The 19342-nt window shown below is 69.4% G+C and carries 18 protein-coding genes and 1 pseudogene; 9 read left to right on the top strand and 10 right to left on the bottom strand.

Annotated features, from left to right (window positions below; genetic code table 11):
* Nucleotides 1–3: 3 nt before the first annotated feature.
* Nucleotides 4–930 (top strand): annotated as a pseudogene (locus H531_RS14795) (SLAC1 family transporter); the annotation flags it as partial.
* Here H531_RS14795 and H531_RS0107975 read toward each other — a convergent pair.
* Nucleotides 904–2364, bottom strand: a complete 1461-nt coding sequence (locus H531_RS0107975; protein WP_022798827.1) for a lyase family protein — start codon at nt 2362–2364, stop codon at nt 904–906. The pseudogene H531_RS14795 and the gene H531_RS0107975 sit on opposite strands and share 27 nt — an antisense overlap.
* A gap of 78 nt (nt 2365–2442) precedes the next feature.
* On the opposite strand from H531_RS0107975, the gene H531_RS0107970 reads away from it, so the two are divergent.
* Genes H531_RS0107970 through H531_RS0107945 form a run of 6 tightly spaced genes read left to right on the top strand, consistent with a single transcriptional unit; the run spans nt 2443 to nt 8978 of the window.
* Nucleotides 2443–3627 carry an ABC transporter substrate-binding protein gene (locus H531_RS0107970; RefSeq protein WP_022798826.1) on the top strand — a complete coding sequence of 395 codons (1185 nt, stop codon included), beginning with the start codon at nt 2443–2445 and terminating at the stop codon, nt 3625–3627.
* A gap of 30 nt (nt 3628–3657) precedes the next feature.
* On the top strand, nt 3658–4533 hold the full coding sequence (locus H531_RS0107965; protein ID WP_022798825.1) for a branched-chain amino acid ABC transporter permease: 876 nt from the start codon (nt 3658–3660) through the stop codon (nt 4531–4533).
* Complete coding sequence (locus tag H531_RS0107960; RefSeq protein ID WP_022798824.1) at nt 4533–5309, top strand: ABC transporter ATP-binding protein; 777 nt, start codon at nt 4533–4535, stop codon at nt 5307–5309. The genes H531_RS0107965 and H531_RS0107960 overlap by 1 nt, the downstream gene beginning before the upstream one ends.
* Complete coding sequence (locus H531_RS0107955; RefSeq protein WP_022798823.1) at nt 5300–6049, top strand: ABC transporter ATP-binding protein; 750 nt, start codon at nt 5300–5302, stop codon at nt 6047–6049. Before H531_RS0107960 ends, H531_RS0107955 begins: the two co-directional genes overlap by 10 nt.
* A gap of 6 nt (nt 6050–6055) precedes the next feature.
* Nucleotides 6056–7909, top strand: coding sequence for an AMP-binding protein (locus H531_RS0107950; RefSeq protein WP_022798822.1), 1854 nt, complete (start codon nt 6056–6058; stop codon nt 7907–7909).
* 1 nt (nt 7910) lies between these two features.
* Nucleotides 7911–8978: a branched-chain amino acid ABC transporter permease gene (locus H531_RS0107945; protein WP_022798821.1), complete on the top strand. Its 1068-nt coding sequence runs from the start codon at nt 7911–7913 to the stop codon at nt 8976–8978.
* A 61-nt stretch (nt 8979–9039) separates the two neighbouring features.
* Here H531_RS0107945 and H531_RS0107940 read toward each other — a convergent pair whose 3' ends face one another.
* Genes H531_RS0107940 through coaE form a run of 4 tightly spaced genes read right to left on the bottom strand, consistent with a single transcriptional unit; the run spans nt 9040 to nt 11322 of the window.
* Nucleotides 9040–9582 carry a glycerol-3-phosphate acyltransferase gene (locus tag H531_RS0107940; protein WP_022798820.1) on the bottom strand — a complete coding sequence of 181 codons (543 nt, stop codon included), beginning with the start codon at nt 9580–9582 and terminating at the stop codon, nt 9040–9042.
* A 17-nt stretch (nt 9583–9599) separates the two neighbouring features.
* A complete protein-coding gene (locus tag H531_RS0107935; RefSeq protein ID WP_022798819.1) occupies nt 9600–10016 on the bottom strand; it encodes a SufE family protein in 417 nt (138 codons plus the stop codon).
* Nucleotides 10017–10025: 9 nt separating this feature from the next.
* The gene (locus H531_RS0107930) at nt 10026–10712 is read right to left on the bottom strand and encodes an SDR family oxidoreductase (protein ID WP_022798818.1); all 687 of its coding nucleotides are present in this window, start codon (nt 10710–10712) and stop codon (nt 10026–10028) included.
* Between the two features lie 4 nt (nt 10713–10716).
* Nucleotides 10717–11322, bottom strand: coding sequence for a dephospho-CoA kinase (gene coaE, locus H531_RS0107925; protein ID WP_022798817.1), 606 nt, complete (start codon nt 11320–11322; stop codon nt 10717–10719).
* On the opposite strand from coaE, the gene H531_RS0107920 reads away from it, so the two are divergent.
* Nucleotides 11302–12618, top strand: a complete 1317-nt coding sequence (locus tag H531_RS0107920) for an HD domain-containing protein (RefSeq protein WP_022798816.1) — start codon at nt 11302–11304, stop codon at nt 12616–12618. The two genes, coaE and H531_RS0107920, sit on opposite strands and share 21 nt — an antisense overlap.
* On the top strand, nt 12572–13684 hold the full coding sequence (gene amrB / locus H531_RS0107915; RefSeq protein WP_022798815.1) for an AmmeMemoRadiSam system protein B: 1113 nt from the start codon (nt 12572–12574) through the stop codon (nt 13682–13684). Before H531_RS0107920 ends, amrB begins: the two co-directional genes overlap by 47 nt.
* Here amrB and rnr read toward each other — a convergent pair.
* Genes rnr through glmM form a run of 5 tightly spaced genes read right to left on the bottom strand, consistent with a single transcriptional unit; the run spans nt 13681 to nt 19156 of the window.
* Nucleotides 13681–15924, bottom strand: a complete 2244-nt coding sequence (gene rnr, locus H531_RS0107910; protein ID WP_022798814.1) for a ribonuclease R — start codon at nt 15922–15924, stop codon at nt 13681–13683. The two genes, amrB and rnr, sit on opposite strands and share 4 nt — an antisense overlap.
* A 2-nt stretch (nt 15925–15926) precedes the next feature.
* Nucleotides 15927–17171, bottom strand: coding sequence for an aspartate aminotransferase family protein (locus H531_RS0107905; RefSeq protein ID WP_022798813.1), 1245 nt, complete (start codon nt 17169–17171; stop codon nt 15927–15929).
* A 9-nt stretch (nt 17172–17180) separates the two neighbouring features.
* Complete coding sequence (locus H531_RS0107900) at nt 17181–17579, bottom strand: acyl-CoA thioesterase (protein WP_022798812.1); 399 nt, start codon at nt 17577–17579, stop codon at nt 17181–17183.
* On the bottom strand, nt 17558–17845 hold the full coding sequence (locus H531_RS0107895) for a ribosome-binding factor A (RefSeq protein WP_022798811.1): 288 nt from the start codon (nt 17843–17845) through the stop codon (nt 17558–17560). Before H531_RS0107895 ends, H531_RS0107900 begins: the two co-directional genes overlap by 22 nt.
* Nucleotides 17846–17854: 9 nt before the next feature.
* Nucleotides 17855–19156, bottom strand: a complete 1302-nt coding sequence (glmM, locus tag H531_RS0107890) for a phosphoglucosamine mutase (RefSeq protein WP_022798810.1) — start codon at nt 19154–19156, stop codon at nt 17855–17857.
* Nucleotides 19157–19342 lie beyond the last annotated feature (186 nt).

Here is a 19342-nt window from a genome sequence, read left to right as displayed (position 1 = left end):
ACAATGGGCCCCATGAGCGTGCGGTGGTTCAACCCTACCTGGTTCGCCGCGGTCATGGGGGGAAGCGGGACGGCCTTGGTCCTCAAGGCCTTCGGCCTCCTCCCCCTGGCCCTTGTGGCCTACCTCCTCACGGGCCTCCTCTTCACCCTGAGCCTGGCCTTCTTCCTGGGAAAACTCCTCCGCTACCCCGGCCAGGTCTGGCAGGAACTCCACCACCCCCTGCTTTCCCAGCTTTACGCTACCTTCCCCCTGGCCTTCCTCCTCTTCGGCCTGGCGAGCCTAAGGGTAGGGGAGCATCCGGGCCTGGCCCTTACCCTCTTCGCCCTGGGAGCCCCCCTCACCCTCCTTACCAGTCTCCTCATCGGCTATCTGGTCTTCACCCGGCTCCGCTTGCCCTTTGAGGCGGCCAACGGCACCTGGTTTATCCCCCCGGTCTCGGCCATCGTCGTCCCCCTGGCAGGAGGACCGCTTCTCCCCCTCATGGGCCCCTGGGCCAGAGAGGTCTACTTCTGGCTCCTCATGTTCTTGGGGCTTGGCCTGGTCCTCTTCCTCTGGGTGGGAGCCACCCTCCTGGGCCGCCTCTATGTCCACGAGCCCCCAGCCCCCGAGCTCGTGCCTTCCCTCTTCATCGGCCTGGCCCCGGTGGGGGTGGGGATCCTAGCCCCCCTGTCCCTCCTTCAGGGAGCCAAGGAGGCCGGGCTTTTCCCGGGGAGCCTCGAGGCCTTCCTCCTCTTCGGCACCGTCCTTTGGGGCCTTGGGGGGTGGTGGCTCCTCCTGGCCTTGGCCCTCCTCCTGGGGAACCTCCTCCTGCACCCCACCCGCCTGGCCTTCCAGCCGGGGTTATGGGGTCTCGTCTTCCCCCTGGCCGCCTTCACCCTAGCCACCCACAGCCTCGCCGAGGGGCTAAAGAGTGTCCTCTTCCACCTCCTGGCCTGGGGGCTTTTCCTGTTGCTTTTGGGGTTTTACCTGCCTCTTCTCCTCCGCACCCTTTTGGCCTTCCTCCGGCTGGAGGTGCTGCAGCCAGCGCCGCGCCAGGCGCACCCGGGCCCGGAGGCCCGCTAGGGCCTTCCGGTCCTCCTTCAGCCGCTTCTTGGCCCGGGAAAGGGCCTCGGCCCTGGCCTTTGGCCCCACGCCCCCCAGGACCTCCCTTCGGGCGAAGAAGGCCTCGAGGTCCATCCAGGCGAGAAGCTCCTCCTGCTCTACCCCCAATCGCTCGGGCTTGAGGCCCGGCAGGGCCCCCCGCACCCTCCGGTAGGCCTCGGGAAGGGGAACCCCCTTCCGCACCAGGAGGTCCACCGCCTCCGAGGCCAAGACCTCGGGGGAGAGCTCCTCCAGGAGAAGCTCGGGCACGAACCGACCCTCCTCTAAGGCCGCCCGGGTAAGGTCCAAAGCCGCTTCCCCCGCCTCCAGCATCCCGGCCAAGGGCTCCAAGACCCCGGTGGAGTGGTCGTTCAGGTCGGTAAAGGGGGTGTTGTGGTTGAGGAAGGCCAAAGGCCCCGCCCCACCCAGAAGCCTGCCCGCGTAGATGCGGGCGTGCTCCAGGACCACGGGGTTCTGCTTCTGCGGCATTAAGCTGGAGCCCTGGGAAAGCCCCTCCCCCACCACAAAGGCCCCCCGCCCCGCCCAGGACAGGAGGTCGCTGAGGAGGCGGCTTAGGCTCGCCCCCAAGCCCCCTAGGGCAAAGGCCAGCTCCAGGGCGTAGTCCCCCGAGGCCACCGCGTCCAGGGTGTGCTCCACCGGCCCGTCAAACCCCAGGAGGGCGGCGAGGCGGTTCCGGTCCACGGGGTAGGGGCTCCCCGCCAGGGCGCTGGCCCCCAGGGGAGAGCGGTTCACGTGGGCCAGCGCCAGGAAAAGCCGCCTTGTGTCCCGCGACAGCAGGGCCTCCACCCCCAGAAGGTAGTGGTCCAAGGTGGAGGGCTGGGCCGGGCGGTGGTGGGTGTAGAGGACCACGGGCACGGCCCATACCCGCTCCGCCATGCGGATGGCTTCCCGCCTTAGGCGGAGGAGGTCGGCGAGAAGGGCCAGGGTCCGGTCCCGAAGGTAGGCCCGGAAGACGGTGAGGTCCAGGTCGTTCCGGGAAAGCCCCTGGCGCACGGCCCCCGCCACCTCCTCCCCCCAGTGCTCCGAGAGCTGGGCCTGGATGGAGAAGAAGACGTCCTCCACCTCCCCGGTGAAGCTGGGAAGGGGCAGGGTGCGGAGCTCCCTCAGGGCGGCCACCGCCTCCCGGGCGTGGGGGAGGCCAAGCCGAGCGAGCTCCAGGGCATAGGCGGTAAGGGCGTCAAAGAAGTGGGGCACCAGGACCTCCCGGGCAAAGCGATAGTGCCTTAAGAGGACAAAACGGCGGAAAGCCCCGTGCCAGCGCACGCCTTCATCCTAAGGGACTTGCGGGGAGGAAAAGGGTGTGGTATCTTCCTCCCACGATCCGCCAGGAAGGGGGAAAGCATGAAGCGCAGGGAGTTCCTGAAGAAGCTTGGCGTGGGTTCCTTGGCGGCCCTGGGGATGCCCTACGTGGCCACCGCCCAGGCGCGGACGGTGAAGCTCGCCACCCTCCTACCCCTCACCGGCCCCTTCGCCTTCGCCGGAAACGCCGGACGGGAGGGGTTTGTGGACGGGGTGGACTACGTGAACGAGGTCCTGGGAGGCATCGCCGGGCGCAGGCTGGAGCTCATCGTGGAGGACACGGGCTACGACGTGGCCAAGGGAACGGCGGCCTTCAACCGGGTCCTCTCCCGGGAGAGGGCCGACGAGCTCCTCTTCGTCTACGGGGACTCCACCGGCCTCTCCAAAGCCCTGGCTCCGGAGATCGCCAGGATCGGCCTCCCCTACTCCGCCACCAGTTTCGCCAACGAGCTCGCCGACCCCAAGACCTACCCCACCATCTTCGTCTTTGGCCCCACCTACAACGACATGGTGGAGGCACTGCTGCGCCAGGTGCGCCTGCAGAAGGGCCGGGCCCGGATCGCCCTCGTCTACTCCAACACCGAGTTCGGCCGGGACCCCATCCCCTACGCCAAGGAGCGGGCCAAGGCCCTGGGGATGGAGGTGGTGCACGAGGAGGTCACCCCTCCCGCCTTCACCGACGCCACCCCTGTGGTGCTCAACCTCCGCCGGGCCAACCCCGACTTCGTCCTCCTCCAGGGCTACGCCCTTTCCGCCGAGCCCCTGATCCTGCGGACGGCGCGGGAGCAAGGCCTCGAGGCCCGGTTCATGGGCACCTACTACTCCGCAGAGCTTGCCCTCATCCAGCGGGCGGGCCCCGCCGCCGAGGGCTTTACCGTCACCTACCACAACGCCTACTGGTACGACACCCTGGTGCCCGCGGTGGACGAGATGCGCAAGTTCCGGCAGCGGAAGGGCCGGGACGCCTCGTACCGCCCCACCTACTACATGGGGAGCCTGGCCGTGGCCCTGGCCGTGGCGGAGGCCATGCGCCGGGCAGCCCAGGCGGGGAAGCTCACCCGCGCCGGGCTGGTGGAGCAGCTGGAGAAGCTTGGGGACTACAACGCCATGGGCCTGACCCGGGGCTTCCAGTTCGTGAACCACCGCATCCCCTACACCAAGCTCTACCGGGCGAGCGTCAAGGACGGCCGGTTCAACGCCATCACCGACTGGCTCAAGCTGGCCTAGGCCCACCCTCCCAACCCCAGGGGGAAAGCCGTGTCCGACCTCCTGCCCTACCTCGTGGGCGGCCTGGCCAACGGAGCCCTCTACGGCCTCCTGGCCCTGGGCTTCGTCCTCGTCTACCGGGCCACCAGCGTGGTGAACTTCGCCGTGGGGGAGTTCCTTCTGGTGGGGGCCTACCTCACCTACACCTTCGCCCTCCTCTTGCCCCTCCCCCTCGCCCTCCTCGCCGCCTTGCCCCTGGCCTTCCTCTTCGGGCTTGTGGTGGAGCGGGGCTTTGTGCGGCCTTTGCTCGGCCGGAATGTGGTGGCGGTGATCATGGCCACCATCGGCCTGGCGGCCGCTCTGGACGGGGCGGTGCAACTCCTTTGGGGTCCGGACCTCAAGTACCTCTCGGGAGGCCTGCCCAACCTGGGGTTTCAGGCCGGGGGAGTGTTCGTCTCCTCCCGGGCCGTCTGGAACCTGCTCCTGGCCCTTCCCCTGGGCCTCGGCCTCCTCTTTGCCTTAAAGCGGAGCCGCTATGGCGTCCTGGTCCGGGCCATCTCCGAGCGGGAGGTGGCGGCCTTGGCCCTCGGCATCCCCACGGCCCGCATCCTGGCGGGGGTCTGGGGGGTGTCCGCCCTCCTCGCCACCCTCGCCGGGGCCCTTCTCGCCGTGGCCAGCGGGGTGGGGTACAACCTGGTCTTCTTCGGCCTCAAGGTCTTCCCCGTGGCCATCCTGGGGGGGCTGGACTCGGTGGGCGGGGCCTTGGTGGCGGGGTTTTTGCTGGGGGTCCTCGAGGCCCTGGCCCAGCGCTACCTGGAGCCCGTCCTCCCCGGCTTTACCGAGGCCCTGCCCTTCCTGGTGGTGCTCCTCGTCCTCCTCGTGAGGCCCTACGGCCTCTTCGGCGAGCGGCAGATTGAGAGGGTGTGATGCTTTCCGTGGCGAACCTCAAGGTGGTCTACCGCGGGGTGATCCTGGCCCTGGACGGGGTCTCCCTCGAGGTGGGCGAGGGGGAGGCCGTGGCCCTCCTGGGCCCAAACGGCGCCGGGAAAAGCTCCCTGGTCCGGGCGATCGCCGGCCTCCTCCCCAAGTTTGAGGGGCGGGTCCTGGACGGACAGGTGCGGCTCCTGGGCCAGGAGACCACCCACCTGGACCCGGTGAGGATCTCCTCCCTCGGCCTCACCGCCGTCCTGGAGGGGCGCCCCCTCTTCCGCTACCTGACCCCGGTGGAGAACCTGGTGGCGGCCGGCCACCGCCTCTCCCCCAGGGAGCTCAAAGAGGGAATGGAGGAGGTCTTTCAGCGCTTCCCCCGCCTCTACGAGCGCCGCCACGAGCAGGCGGGCTACCTCTCGGGGGGCGAGCAGCAGATGCTCCTCCTAGGCATGGCCCTCCTCACTCGGCCCAAGCTCCTTGTGGTGGACGAGCCCTCCTTGGGCCTCGCGCCCAGGCTCGTGGAGGAGGTGATGGCCACGCTAGACGCCCTCAGGCGGGAAAAGGGCCTAAGCCTCCTCCTGGTGGAGCAGAACGCCCGGGCGGCCCTGGCCGTGGCGGACCGGGTCTACGTGTTGGAAAGGGGCCGGGTGGTGTTTGAGGGGGACGCCAAGGCGGCGGCGGAGGACCAGGACGTGATGGAGTTCTACTTGGGAAAGGAGGAGGTGGGCTTCCGTCAGGCGAAGCGCTACCGGAGGAGGAAACGGTGGGTGTGATCCTCGAGGTCCAAGATCTCCACCTCTCCTTCAAGGGGGTAAAGGCCCTCGCAGGGGTGCGGTTTTCCGTGAGCGAGGGGGAGTTCTTCGCCGTCATTGGGCCCAACGGGGCCGGGAAGACCACCCTCTTAAACGTCCTCTCCGGGGTCTACGCCCCGGAGAAGGGGGAAGTGGTCTTCCTAGGCCAAAGCCTCAAGGGGAAGAGCCCCCAGGAGAGGGCCCGGATGGGCCTAGGCCGCACCTTTCAGGGGCTGGAGCTCTTCCGCGGGATGAGCGTCTTGGACAACGTGAAGCTGGGGGCGGAGCTCGCCCTTCCCACCTACCCCATGGCCCTGCCCCAGGCGGAGCGGGAATGGCGGGTTCGGGCCTGGGCCGAGGAGATCCTGGACTACCTCCACCTCTCCCCCTACCGCCATGCCCCAGCGGGAATGCTTCCCTACGGGCTTCAGAAGCGGGTAGAGGTGGCCAGGGCCCTCGCGGGCAGGCCCAAACTCCTCCTCCTGGACGAGCCCATGGCGGGGCTCGCCCTGGAGGAGAAGCAGGACCTAGCCCGTTTCCTCCTGGACGCCCGGGAGGAGTGGGGGGTGACCCTTCTCTGGGTGGAGCACGACCTGAGGGCCGTCTTGGAGCTTTCCGACCGGGTCTTGGTCCTCTCCTACGGAGAGGTCCTCTACTACGGCCCCCCGGAGGGGGTGCGGAAGGACCCGAAGGTGGTGGAGGCCTACCTGGGCCAAGGGTGAGGGAAGATGCGGGGAACCCTTCTGGAACACCTGGTTAGGCACGCCAAGGAACACCCCGAGGCCCCGGCCCTCCGGGTGAAGCGGCTCGGGGTGTGGCAGAAGACCTCCTGGCGGGCGCTTCTGGAGCGGACGCTTAGCCTCGCCGGGGGGCTTTCCGCTTTGGGTCTTAAGGAGGGCGAGGTGTTGGCCATCCTGGGCCACAACGCCCCCGAGTGGGTGGAGGCGGAGCTCGCCGCCCAGGTCCTGGGGGCCTTCCCCATGGGCATCTACGCCGACGCCATGCCCGAGGAGGTGGGCTACTTCCTGGAGTTCACCGGGGCCAGGGGCATCGTGGTCTCCGATGAGGAGCAGCTGGACAAGGTTTACCCCTACCTCCACCTGGTGGACTTCGTCCTGGTGTGGGAGGAGGCGGGGATGAGCCGCCACTTCCGGGGAAAGGTCCGGCGCTTTAGCCAGGCCTTCGGCGACCCCAAGGTGGGGGAGGAGGCCCTAAAGCGGCGCCAGCCGGAGGAGACCGTCCTCCTCGCCCCCACCTCGGGCACCACGGGGCGGAGCAAGCTCGCCCGGCTCTCCCACCAAAACCTCCTCGCGGGGCACGAAGCCTTGAGAAAGGCCCTGGGCTTCCAGAGGGGGGCCTTTGTCTTCAGCTACCTGCCCCTCCCCTGGATCGGGGAGCAGATGCTCACCGTGGTCCAGGCCCTGGTGGAGGGCGCCACCGTCCACTTCCCCGAGGATCCCGCCACCCTGCGGGAGGACCTCAAGGAGGTCCAGCCCGACTTCTTCCTGGCCCCGCCGAGGCTTTGGGAGGACATGGCGAGCCTGATCCAAAGCCGGATGGCGGACGCCGACCCCTTGAAGCGCTTCTTCTTTCGCGTGGGGATGGGGGCTCTCCTGGAGGGGGCGAACCGGGAGTTCCGGGGGGAGAAGGTGGGGGCTTGGCTCAACCTGAAGCGGGCCCTCTTCTACCCTCTCCTCGCCAGGCCCTTAAGGGCGAGGCTTGGCCTCGCCGCCTGCCGCATCGCCGTCACCGGGGGGGCCCCTTTGGGCCCTGAGGTCTTCACCTTCTTCCGCGCCCTCGGCCTGGACATCCGCCAGGTCTACGGCCAGTCGGAGACGGCCGCGGCCACCACCGCCCACGCCGCCGGGGACGCCCCTCCGGAGACCGTGGGCCCGCCTTTGCCGGGGACGGAGGTGCGCCTGAGCGAGGAGGGGGAGATCCAGGTGCGGGGGCCCCAGGTCTTCCAGGGGTACTACAAGCAGGAGAGGGCCACGGCGGAAAGCTTCACCGAGGACGGTTTCTTTCGCACGGGGGATGCCGGCTTCTTTGATGAGCGGGGGCACCTGGTGATCCTCGGGCGGGTCAAGGAGGTGGGCGCCCTCCAGGACGGTACCCCCTTCGCCCCCCAGTTTCTGGAAAACCGCCTCAAGTACTCCCCCTATATCCGCGAGGCCATCGTCTTAGGGCACGGGCGGCCCTTCGTCGCCGCCCTCATAGAGCTGGATCCGGAGACCGTACAGAACTGGGCCAGGAGGCGAGGCCTCCCCTTCACCACCTACCAGTCCCTCACCGAGCGCCCCGAGGTCCGGGCCCTGATCGCCGAGGAGATCCGCATGGTCAACGAGACCCTTCCTGAGAAGCTCAAGATCCGGCGCTTCGCCCTCCTGCCCAAGGAGCTGCACCCGGACGACGAGGAGGTCACCCGCACCCGTAAGGTGCGCCGCCAGGTGGTGGAGGCCCGCTACGCCCCGGTGATCCAGGCCCTCTACGGGGCAGGGGGACAGGTGGGGGTGGTCCTGCCCATCCGCTACCTCGAGGGGGAAGGGAGGCTCGAGGCCACCCTCGAGGTCCAGGAGGTGTAGGGTGTACGCCCTCTCCAAGCGCCTCACCGACGCCTACAGCCGCCGCTTTGCCCGGGCGGTGCGGGAGACTTACCGGGAGGACGAGGCCTACGCCAGCACCCCCCTAGGCCGCCTCGCCCTCTACGGCTTTTTGGCCCTCCTTCTCCTCCTTCCCCTCCTCCTCGGCCCCTACCCCATGTACGTGGCCACCCTGGTAGGGATCGGGGCCCTTTCAGCCCTGGGCCTCCACCTCCTGGTGGGGGGAGCAGGGCAGATCTCCCTGGGCCACGCCGCCTTCATGGGGGTCGGGGCCTACGCGGCCAGCCACCTGGCGGGCCCCCTGGCCCCCTTGGGCATCCTCCTGGGTGGAGGGCTTGCCGCCTTCCTCGGCCTGGTCCTCGGCCTCCCCTCCCTCAGGATCAAGGGGGTGTACCTGGCCATCGCCACCCTGGCCTTCCAGTTCCTGGCGGACTACGCCTTCAAGAACTGGGAGGCGGTGACGGGGGGGATTAGGGGCCGCACCTTGCCCCCGCCCGAGCTCATGGGCCTCGTCCTGGACACCCCGGGGAGGCTTTGGTACCTGGTTCTCCTCTTCGCCCTCCCCCTCTTCTTCTACGCCAAACGCCTCCTCACCACCCGGGCCGGACGGGCCTTCCGGGCGGTCCGGGACAACGACCTCTCCGCCCGGGTGGCCGGGGTAGACCTCACCCGGACCAAGCTCTTCGCCTTCGCCCTCTCCGCCTTCTACGCCGGGGTGGCGGGGGGGCTCCTCGCGGGGCTCTACAAGGCGGTGACCCCGGAGTACTTCCCCCTTTCGGTGAGCGTTCAGTACCTGGCCATGGTGATCGTGGGGGGAGCGGGCACGGTCCTTGGGGCGGTGCTGGGGGCCTTCTTCGTCCTCCTCATCCCCGAGGTGCTGAATAGCTACGTGGGGGCCCTGGGGCCCCAGTACGCCGCCACCCTGGCCGCCTGGCGCAACGTGGCCTTCGGGCTTCTCATCCTCGCCTTCTTGATCCTGGAGCCCTTGGGCCTGGTGGGGCTTTGGGGCAGGCTCCGGGACTACTTCCGCACCTGGCCCCTTCCCTATTAGTACCCTTTGCTTTGGGTTCCTGCGCCAAAAACCTCGCGGGGAGTTTCCACCGGGGCCCCTCTTAGGGGCCGAGGCCCCGGAGGGCGCGCAGGGCCGGGGGCAACCCCAGCCCCAGGCCAAAGAGGAGGTGGGCCGGGGTGCGGTCCACCAGGGCGGCAAGCAGGGGCAGGGCCAGGGCGGTGGCCAGCACCGCCCCCTGGGGTCTCCGGAAGAGGCCATAGAGCCCTACAAAGAGGAGGAGGGCCAGGAGGAGGAGCCTGGGGTCCACGGCCAGGAGGACCCCCGCCAAAGGGGCCAAAACCCCTCCGCCCCGGAAGAGGAGCCAGGGGGTGAAGGCCTGCCCCCACACCGCCCCCACGCCCCCCACAAGCCCTCCCAAGGGGCTCCCCGCGGCCCCCTCCCCCAAGGCCACGCCCAAGGCCCCCTTGAAGAGGTCCAAAAAGAGCACCATGAGGCCGGGCACCGGGCCCAGGACCTGGAAGGCGCTCAGGAAGTCGGGGCCAAAGGAGCCCTCCCGCCGGAGGTCCTTCCCCCTCAGGGCGCCGAACCAAAAGGCCACGGGCAGGCTGCCCACCAAAAAGCCGAGGAGGAAGGCCAAGGCCATGGCGCCCCGGGAAGGCCTTAGCCGGAAGGGAGGGCCCGGCGCACCTGGTCCTGGAGGCGGAGGAGGGCGGCCTCGAGGCCGCGAAGCCTGAGGGGGGTAAGGAGCTCCTCCAGCCCCGCCCCGCGGTAGAAGCCTGGGGGGACGGCGAGGACCGCCTCCGGGGGCTCGCCCTCGAGGCCCTCCTTGAGGAGGCCGGCGAAGGCCTTCACCGTGGGGGCCTCGTCAGGTACGAGGAAGTGAAGGCGCACCCTCCCCTCCACCACCTCCGCCCTTAGGAAGAAGGGGGTCTGGCACTCGGGGACCCGCTCCAGCTCCACCTCCTGGGTGGGGGTGGGCACCCTCTTGGCGTAGTCCAGGAGCACCTGGGCCTTAAGCTCCTTGGGAAGGGAGCGGATCAGGTCCAGGGCCGCTTGCAGGCGTGCAGGCAGGCTCACCCCTTAAGCTTACCCCTTGGGAGGCCGGGTGGGGCGGAGCTCTATCTCGCTCACCAGGGCCCGCTCCGGCATCTCCAGGGCAAAGAGGATGGCTTGGGCCACATCCTCGGGCCAAAGCTTCCAGGAAGCCCCCGGGGTGTTCCCGGCGAACCCCGTGTCCACCGAGCCCGGGAGGAGGTTCACCACCCGCACTCCCTCCTCCCTCAGCTCCAGCATGGCCGCCCCCATAAGGCCCAGGAGGCCGAACTTGCTGGCGTTGTACGCCGCTCCGCCCTTGAAGGGGTGCTTGCCCGCCAGGCTCCCCACGTTCACCACCACCCCCGAGGCGCGCCTCAGGGCGGGAAGGGCGGCCTTAAGCCCCAAAAAGGGGCCCAGGAGGTTCACCTCCAAGACCTCCCGCACCTCCGCCTCGGAAAGCTCGGCCACGGGCTTCATAAGGCCGATGCCGGCGTTGTTCACCAGGGCGTAGAGGCCGCCGAAGGCCTCCTCCATCCGGGCCACCGCCCGCGCCCAGTCGTCCTGGTTGCGCACGTCCCCGGGAAGGGGCAGGGCCCCCTCTCCGAGCTCCGCCGCCAGGGCCCTCAGCCTCCCCTCGTCCCGGGCCAGGAGCCCCACGGCGTACCCCTTGGCGTGAAGGAGCCGGGCCGTGGCCTCCCCGATACCCCGGCTCGCCCCTGAGATGAGCACGGCGCGCATGGCCTCAGGATAGCCCATGCCGGGCCCGGATCTCCTTAAGGACTGCCCGCACCTTTTCCCGAAGCTCCTCCAGGCTTCCCGTGTTCTCCACCACCCAGGTGGCCCGTCCTCGTTTTTCCTCCTCAGGCCACATCGCCCGCTCCCGGGCCAGGACCTCCTCCGGCGAGAGGCCCGAGCGGGCCATCACCCGCCGCACCCGCTCCATTAGGGGCGCCGCCACCAACACCACCCCGTGGAGCCTCTCCTCCCAGCCCTTCTCAAAGAGGAGGGGGATTTCCAGGAAGACCAGGGGGGCCTCGAGGCGGGCGAGCTCCTCGGCAAGCAGCCGGCGGACCTCGGGGTGGATCAGGGCCTCCAGGGCCTGAAGCCGCTTTGGGTCGGCAAAGACGAGGCGGGCCAGGGCCCTCCTGTCCAGCTCCTCCCCCCGGAAGGCCTCGGGGAAAAGCCGCCTGAGCTCCCCCTTCCTAAGCTCCCGGGCCCGCTCTGCCAGGGCGTCGGCGTCCAAGACGGGGTAGCCCATCTCCCGAAGGAGGGCGGCCACGGTGCTCTTACCGCTCCCGATGTTCCCGGTGAGCCCGATAATGATGGGGTGCTTCGCCTCCTCGCCCATAGGGACTTCCCCTTTTATACCCCCAAGGGGGCCCTCCCCGTGGGGGGTGCGGTGCGGGACCTCCTCCTGGGGCGAAGGCCCTCGGACCTGGACTTCGTTGCGGAGGACCCGGAAAGGGCCGCGGAGGAGGCCAGGCGGCGCTATGGGGGTACCCTCCTGCCCCTGGACCCCAAGCGGGGGCAGTACCGCCTGGTGGCGGGAGGCCTGGTCCTGGACTTTGCCCCCCTGGAGGGGAGCCCGGAGGAGGACCTCCTGCGGCGCGACTACCGGGTCAACGCCCTCCTCTGGCTTAGGGGGAAGGTCTTCGGCCTGCCCGGAACCGCACAGGACCTAGAAAAACGCCTCCTCGTGCCCGTGCGGGAGGCCAACCTCTACCAGGACCACCTCCGGAGCCTCCGGGGGGTGCGCCTGGCCGCCACCTTAGGCCTGGGCCTCCCCGAGGGCACCCGGAAGGCCTTGGCCCGCCACGCCCGCTTCCTCCAGGCGCACCCCGAGGCCCTTCCGGCCAGGGAGCGGGTGCGGGAGGAGATTTCTCGCCTTCTCCTCTCCCCCAGGCCGGCCTTCGGGCTCCACGCCCTGGAAAGGACGGGGCTTCTGGGGGTCTTTCTCCCGGAGCTCGCCCTTCTCGTGGGCCTCCCGCAAGGAGGGGTGCACCACCTCTGCGCCTGGCGGCACACCCTTTCCGTGGTCTTCCACCTCCTCTGGCTCTGGCCCAAAGCCCCCCTCGAGGCCCGCCTGGCCGCCCTCTACCACGACGCGGGGAAGCCCCTCACCCGCCGCTTTGACCCCGAGGTGGGGCGGTTCCGCTTCCTGGGCCATGCGGAGGTGGGGGCGGAGATGGCGAGGGCCGCCCTCTCCTGGCTCCGGTTTCCCAAGGACGGGGTGGAAAGGGTCCAGGCCCTGGTGCGGCGCCACATGGACCGCCCCCCCGAGGAAAGGAAGGCCCTCCGCCGCTTCCTCTTAAAGCGCCGGGAACTCCTCCCCGACCTCCTCTACCTCATGGCCGCAGACCGCCTCGGGGCCAGGGGAGTGGAGGGCGAGGCCTGGACGCTCTTGGAGAACTTCCAGAACGCTTTGGAGGAGCCCCTCCCCACCAAGCCCCTCCTCTCGGGGGAGGAGGTCATGGCCCTCCTCCGCCTCTCCCCGGGTCCCGAGGTGGGCAGGGCCCTGGCCGCCCTCCTCGAGGCCCAGGCAGAGGGCCGGGTAACGACCCTGGAGGAGGCCCGGGCCTTTCTCCTATATTGGAGGGATGGAAGGCAGGCTCAGGCTCCGCGAGCCCCAGATCACCCCTATTGAGGGAGGCTTCCTCCTCACGGACCCCTACGGGGTCTACGAGCGGCCCGTGGCCCTCACCGAGGGGGGGCTTTTCCTGGTCTCCCTCATGGACGGGAGAACCCTGGAAGAGGTGCAGGAGGAGGTGTTCAAGGCCCACGGGGTTCTGGTGCCCAGAAAGGAGCTGGAAGACCTGGCGAAGGCCCTGGAGGAGGCGGGCCTCCTCCTCACCGAGAAGGTGGAGGCGCGGCTTCGGGAAGAGGAGGAAAAGCTAAAGGGGGAAAGGCCCATGCGCCTGGCGGGGCTCTCCTACCCCAAAGGGGAGAAGGAGGCCCGGGCCTACTTGGAGGCCTTCCGGGCGAGCTTTCCCGGGGAGGGGATGAGGGCTGAGGTTCTCCTCCTGCCCCACCTGGAGCCCGCCCGGGCGCCCGAGGTCTATGGGGCGGCCCTGGCCGTTTTGGAAAGCACCCCGGAGCCGGAAAGGATCTACCTGGTAGGGGTGGCCCACCGCCCCCTCCGGGAAAAGGCCGCAGCCCTCCCTGTCCCCTTCCACACCCCCTTCGGCCCCGCAGAACCCGACCTGCCTGCCCTCCAGGCCCTAGACGCCCTTCTCCCCTTTGAGCTCTTCAACACCCCCCTGGCCTTCCGGGAGGAGCACAGCCTGGAACTCCCCCTCTTCTTCCTCAAGGGGCGCTACGGAAAGAGCCGCCTCCTCCCCCTCCTGGTGGGGCAGCGGAGCCTCGAGCTCGGGGAGGCCCTCAAGGTGGTGCAGCGGGACTACCCCGGCCTGCTGGTGCTGGCCGTGGACCTCTCCCACGTGGGGCCAAGGTTTGGGGACGGGCCCCTGACCCGCTCCCTAGCGGCCGAGGCAAGGAGGCGGGACCTGGGCTTCCTGGAGAGGCTTTCCCAGGGGGAGCCCGAGGCCGCCTTGGCCTTCCTGGGGCCGAACCCCACGCGCATTGATGCGGTGGAGGCGGTGGCGAGCCTCGCCCCCCTCCTCCAGGGCCGGAAGGGGAAGGTCCTCGCCCACCGCCTGGACCTCGAGGTCCCCACCCTAAGCGCCGTGGGGGCGGGAACCCTGGTCCTCTAGCGGCGCCGCTTCCTGCGGGCCCGGCCGGGGGCTGGGCGGGGTTCCTCCCGGCCCTCCTTGGGCTGCCACTCGCCGAAGTACACGGTGTGCACCGTGGCCCGCTCGGGACGGGTGTCCCGGGCCTTGTCCTTGGGGGGTCCTACCACCTTGCGCATGTCCACCTCCTTGCCTTGGCCTTTTTTGGTCTTGGTCTTGGACCTCGCGGAGGCTTCCTCCACGTAGGGGACCAGGTCCACCTGCCTGAGCCTGGGGTTGGCGGAGGCGATGACCACCTCCATCTCGTCCCCCAAACGGATCCTTTGGCCCTTGGGGCCCAGGAGGGCCAGGGCCTCCTCGCTATAGGTGTAGGGCCCCAGAGCCTCGAGGCGCACCAGGCCCTCCACCCCGTTCCCCAGGGTGACGAAGGCCCCGAAGGCCGCAACCCCCGTCACCCGGCCAGAAAACCGCTCCCCCAGGTGCCTCTCGGCCCATCTGGCCATGTAGTACTTGGTGAGCTCCCGTTCGGCGGCCTCGGCCTTCCTTTCCATCTCGGAAGCGTGCTCGGCCACGGCGGGAAACTCCTGAAGCCAGCGCTCCTTCCGCCTCTTGGTGAGGGCGCGCCTCAGGGCCGCCTTCAGGACCCGGTGGACCACGAGGTCGGGGTAGCGGCGGATGGGGCTCGTAAAGTGGAGGTAGTGCTCCATGGCCAGGCCGAAGTGGCCCAGGTTCTCGGCCGCATAGCGGGCAAGCCTTAAGGAACGGAGGACAAGGTTGGCCACCACCGGTTCCTCGGGGCGGCCCTTGGCCTCCAGAAGGACCTTCTGCAGGGCTTGGGAGGAAACCGCCTCCGGCAGGGTGTACCCCAGGCGGGCGAGGGCCAGGCGGAGCCTCCCGTAGGCCTCCTCGAGGGGCTCCTCGTGCACCCGGTACAGCGCGGGTAGCCCCCGCCGCACCAGGTACTCGGCCACCAGGCGGTTGGCGAGGAGCATGAGCTCCTCAATCAGGCTCCTGGCCTTGGGCTCCGCCTGGGGGATGAGGTGCAGGGCGCCCTCCTCCACCTCCACCTTGACCTCGGGGAAGCTGAAGTCCAAGGCGCCTTGCTCCATGCGCTTCGCCCGCATCCTCTGGGTGAGCTCTAGGAGGAGGGAGAGGTCCTCCGCCAAAAAGGCGTGCTCCTCGGGGAGGCCCGACCCCTCGGCGAAGGCCTCCACCTCGGGGTAGGTAAGGCGGGCCACGCTCCTTATCACCCCTTCGGCGAAGCGGACCCGCTTCACCCTTAGGTCTTCGCTGAGGTCCACCAGGACGGAGAGGACCAGGCGGTCCTCCCTTGGCTTCAGGGAGCAGACCCCGTTGGAGAGCCTCTCGGGAAGCATGGGGAGGACGCGGCCTGGAAGGTAGACGCTCGTCCCCCTTAGGAAGGCCTCCTGGTCCAGAAGGCTCCCCTCCTTCACATAATGGGAGACGTCGGCGATGTGGACCCCGAGGCGGAACCCCTTGGGAAGGCGCTCCACGTGGATGGCGTCGTCAAAGTCCTTGGCGTCTACCCCATCTATGGTGAAGACCCGGAGGTGCCGGAAGTCCTCCCGCCTCCTAAGCTCCTCCTCGGGGATCGCCAGGGGGATGGCCTCGGCCTCCCTAAGGACCTCCTCGGGGAACGCGGCCCGGAGGCCGTACTTGGCGATCACCGCCTCGGTTTCCGTCTCCGGGGCCTCCCCCTCCCCCAAGTAGGCCAAAAACTCCCCAAAGGGGCGCCGGCCGTAGTGGACCCTCGCCACGATGCGGCTTCCCCGCTTGAGGCCCTCCAGCCCCTCGGGAAGAAGCCGGAGCTCGGGAAGCCCGGGCTCATCGGGAAGGAGGAGGGCGTACCCCTTGCGGAACTCCAGCCTCCCCACCACCTGCTCCCGGGCCCGCTTAAGGACCCGCTCCACCGCCCCCCAGGGCCTCCCGTCCCGGCCAGGGGGCATGAGCCGGGCCTCCACCAGATCGCCGGGCCAGGCCTCCCCCGTGTAGCCCGGGGGGATGAAGAGGTCCCCCTGGGGGAGGCGGACGAAGCCGTACCCGTCCCGGTGCAGGCTGAGGGGGCCCTGGACCCGGCTCGGCAAGCCGTACTGGCTCCCCCGCTTCTCCAAAAGGCCCTCCCGCACCAGGGCCCGGAGGTAGGCCTTGGCCTCCCGCTTGGCAAGACCAAACCGGTGGAGGATCTCCTCCAGCCGGTGGGGCCTGCCCGTCTTCTTGAAGAACTCCAGTAGGGTTTCCTGCATCCTTATGTAAGCAGGCCCTCGAGGGCCTTTTCCGTGGCCTCGAGGCTCTGGGAAAAGGCCAAAAGGGCCTCGTCCGCGTGCTCCTTGCCGATGATGAGGGGGGGCTCGAGGCGCACCACCTTGGGGTTATTCAGGCCGAAGGCGGTGAGGACGCCCCGCTCGGCGAGCTCGGCCACCACCAGCGCCCCGATGTCGGCGTCGGCGAACTCCACCCCGAGCATGAGCCCCCGGCCCCGCACCTCCTCAATGAGGCGGGGGAAGCGAGCCTGCAAGGCCCTAAGCCCCTCCATCAGGTAGGCCCCAAGCTCCAGGGCCCTCTTTGGCAGGTCCTCCTCCAGGGTGACCTCAATGGCCGCCAGGGCCGCGGCCGCCGCCAGGGGGTTTCCCCCGAAGGTGGAGGAGTGGAAGAGAGGGTTCTGCTTGAAGACCTCAAAGACCTCCCTCCTGCCCACACAGGCCCCGATGGGCATGACCCCACCCCCCAAGGCCTTGGCCAGGGTCATGAGGTCCGGGGCCACCCCCTCCCAGTCCACCCCGAAGAGCTTCCCGGTGCGGCCGAGGCCGGTTTGCACCTCGTCGGCGATCATGAGGACCCCCCTCTTGCGGGTGAGCTCCCGCACCCCCCGGAGGTACCCCTCGGGGGGCACCCGGATCCCCCCCTCCCCCTGGATGGGCTCCACGATGACCGCCGCGGTGTCCTCGTCTATGGCCGCCTCCAGGGCCTCTAGGTCCCCGTAGGGCACCACCTTGACCCCGGGGAGGAGGGGCCTCGCCGGGTCCTGGTACTCGGGCTTGGGGGTGAGGGAAAGGGCCCCCAGGGTTTTGCCATGGAACCCCCCTTGGGTGGTAACGATCCCCGGCTTGCCGGTGTAGGCCCGGGCGAGCTTGATGGCCGCCTCCACCGCCTCGGCCCCGGAGTTGCCGAAGAAGGCCATCTCCAGGCCCTCCGGGGTGATCTCCGCGAGCTTCGCGGCCAGCCTCGCCGTGGGCTCGGAGACCAGGACCCGGACGGACATGGGCATGCGGTCCAGCTGCCTTTTCACCGCCTCCACCACCTTCGGGTGGCGGTGGCCGAGGTTCAGGGTACCGTAGAGGCCCAGGAAGTCCAGGTAGCGCTTGCCGCTTTTGTCCCAGACGTAGGGCCCCTCCGCGTGGGACTCCACCCGGTCCAGCCCCGTAAAGCGGAGAAGGCTCGCAAGGCCAGGGTTGAGGTGGTGTTCAAAGAGCGCGAAGGCGTCCAGGTCCATGCCCCAATGCTACCCTAAGCGTAGCACATCCAGGAGTTTTAGGAGGTCCTCGGGGATGCGGGCCGCCCTCCCCCCCACCTGGCAGAGGTGCCGGGTGAGGCCCTCGGCCAGCAGGGCGCCCTCCCGCTCCACCCGGTAGCGGAAGAGGAGGGCCCGGGAGGAAAGCTCGGCCAGGCGGGTTTTCACCTCCACCACCTCCCCGAACCGGGCGGGGGCGCGGAAGGTGAGGCTGAGCTCCACCACCGGGAAGTAGACCCCCCGCGCCTCCACGAGGTGGTAGGGAAGCCCAGCGCGCTCCAGGAACTCCACCCGGGCCGCCTCGAGGTAGACGGCGTAGACCGAGTGGTGGACCACGCCCATCTGGTCCGTCTCGGCGTAGCGGACCTTTATGCGGGTGACGGTCTCCACGGCAGGAACTCTAGGCGCGGGAGGCGGCGCATCCGGACCTTCCGGGCAAGGGCGGAAAGGAGCCTCCGCTCGGCCTTGGCCAGGGCCTTAAGGGCCTCCCCCTCCTCTTGAAAGGCTTCCACGTAGACCGAAAGGACGCTCCCGTCCTTGGAAAGCCGCACCGCCTCCACGGTGAGGAGGAAGAGCCTGGGGTCCTCCAGGGCCTGGATCTCCTCGGCCAAGACGCGCTTGAGGCGCTCCTCCAGGTGGGCCCGGCCGTAGCTCACGCCCTCAGCTTACTCCCGGCCCAGCCCCTCCACCACCCGGGCCAGGGCCTGGGCCACCTCCATGGCCCCCGCCTCCGCCTCTACCATGACCCGGACCACGGGCTCCGTGCCCGAGGGGCGCACGTTCACCCGGCCCCTCCCCCCTAGGCGGGCCTCGGCCTCCCGGATGGCCTCCCCTAGCCTCGGGTCCGCCATCACCCTCCCCTTGTCGGCCACCCGCACGTTGAGGAGGACCTGGGGGTACAGGGGAAGCGCCTCGTACCAGTCGGCGAGGTCCCCGCCCATGGCCTTGAGGGCCTTCAGGGTGAGAAGGGCGGTGAGGAGGCCGTCGCCGGTGGTGTGGTGGCGGAGGAAGATCACGTGGCCCGAGGGCTCCCCCCCCAAGGCGAGGCCCGTCTCCTTGAGCTTCTCCAGGACGTACCGGTCCCCCACCGCCGCCCGGTGGAAGGCCAGGCCCCGCTCCCTCAGGGCCACCTCGAGGCCCATGTTGCTCATCACCGTCCCCACCACGCCCTTTTCCCCAAAGGCCAAGGCGGCGAGGTAGAGGATGTGGTCCCCGTGGAAGAGGCGCCCTTTCCGGTCTATCCCTTGCACCCGGTCCCCATCCCCGTCAAAGGCGAAGCCCAGGTCCAAGCCCAGCTCCACCACAAAGCGGGCGAGGGCCTCGGGGTGGGTGGAGCCGCAACCCCGGTTGATGTTCCTCCCGTCCGGGGTGTGGAAGAAGGCCATCACCTCGGCCCCTGCCTTCTGGAAAAGCTTGGGCCCGATGCGGAAGGTGGCCCCATGGGCGAGGTCCAGGCCGATCCTGAGCCCCGTGAGGTCGGGGGCGTGGGCGAGGAGGAAGTCCAGGTACATCCTTTCCGCCTCGCGGAAGTCCCCCACGGTGCCGATGCCCCGGGTGGGGTGGTCCTCCAGGAGAAGCCGCTCTATCTCCTCCTCGGCCTCGTCGGGGAGCTTCTCCCCGGTGGGGCCGAAGAACTTGATGCCGTTGTCCTGGTAGGGGTTGTGGCTCGCAGAGATCACCGCTCCCGCCGTGGCCCTCAGGGCCTGGGTCAGGTAGGCCACCCCCGGGGTGGGCAGCACCCCCAGGTGCTCCACCCTCACCCCCTGGCTCAGAAGCCCCGCCGCCAAGGCGGCCTCGAGGAGGTCGGAGGACTCCCGGGTATCCTTGGCGAGGAGGACCACGGGCCTAGGGCTTTGGGCTCGGAAGTAGGCCCCCGCCGCCTGGCCGAGCTTGAGGACGAACTCTGGGGTGAGGGGGGGCTTTCCCGCCTCGCCCCGCACCCCGTCGGTGCCGAAGTAGCGCCTCACGCCGGCCACTATACCAGGGCCAGGGGCGGGGGGTACCTTCGCCCAGGGGTAGCCTGATTTACCCGTCCCCAGGCCCAGGAGCTCCTGAGGCGGCTCAAGGAGCCCTGCAGGTGGTGCTCCGGTGGGCAACACCACCCTCGCCCTGCAGGTGGCCCAGTCCTTCGCCGATGAGCCCACCCTCAAGCA

Origin of the sequence: Thermus islandicus DSM 21543 (assembly GCF_000421625.1) — a bacterium.
In the GTDB taxonomy this organism is placed as follows: domain Bacteria; phylum Deinococcota; class Deinococci; order Deinococcales; family Thermaceae; genus Thermus; species Thermus islandicus.
The sequence above is the reverse complement of the archived record's forward strand: the minus strand, read 5'-3'. Positions and strand labels throughout refer to the sequence as shown.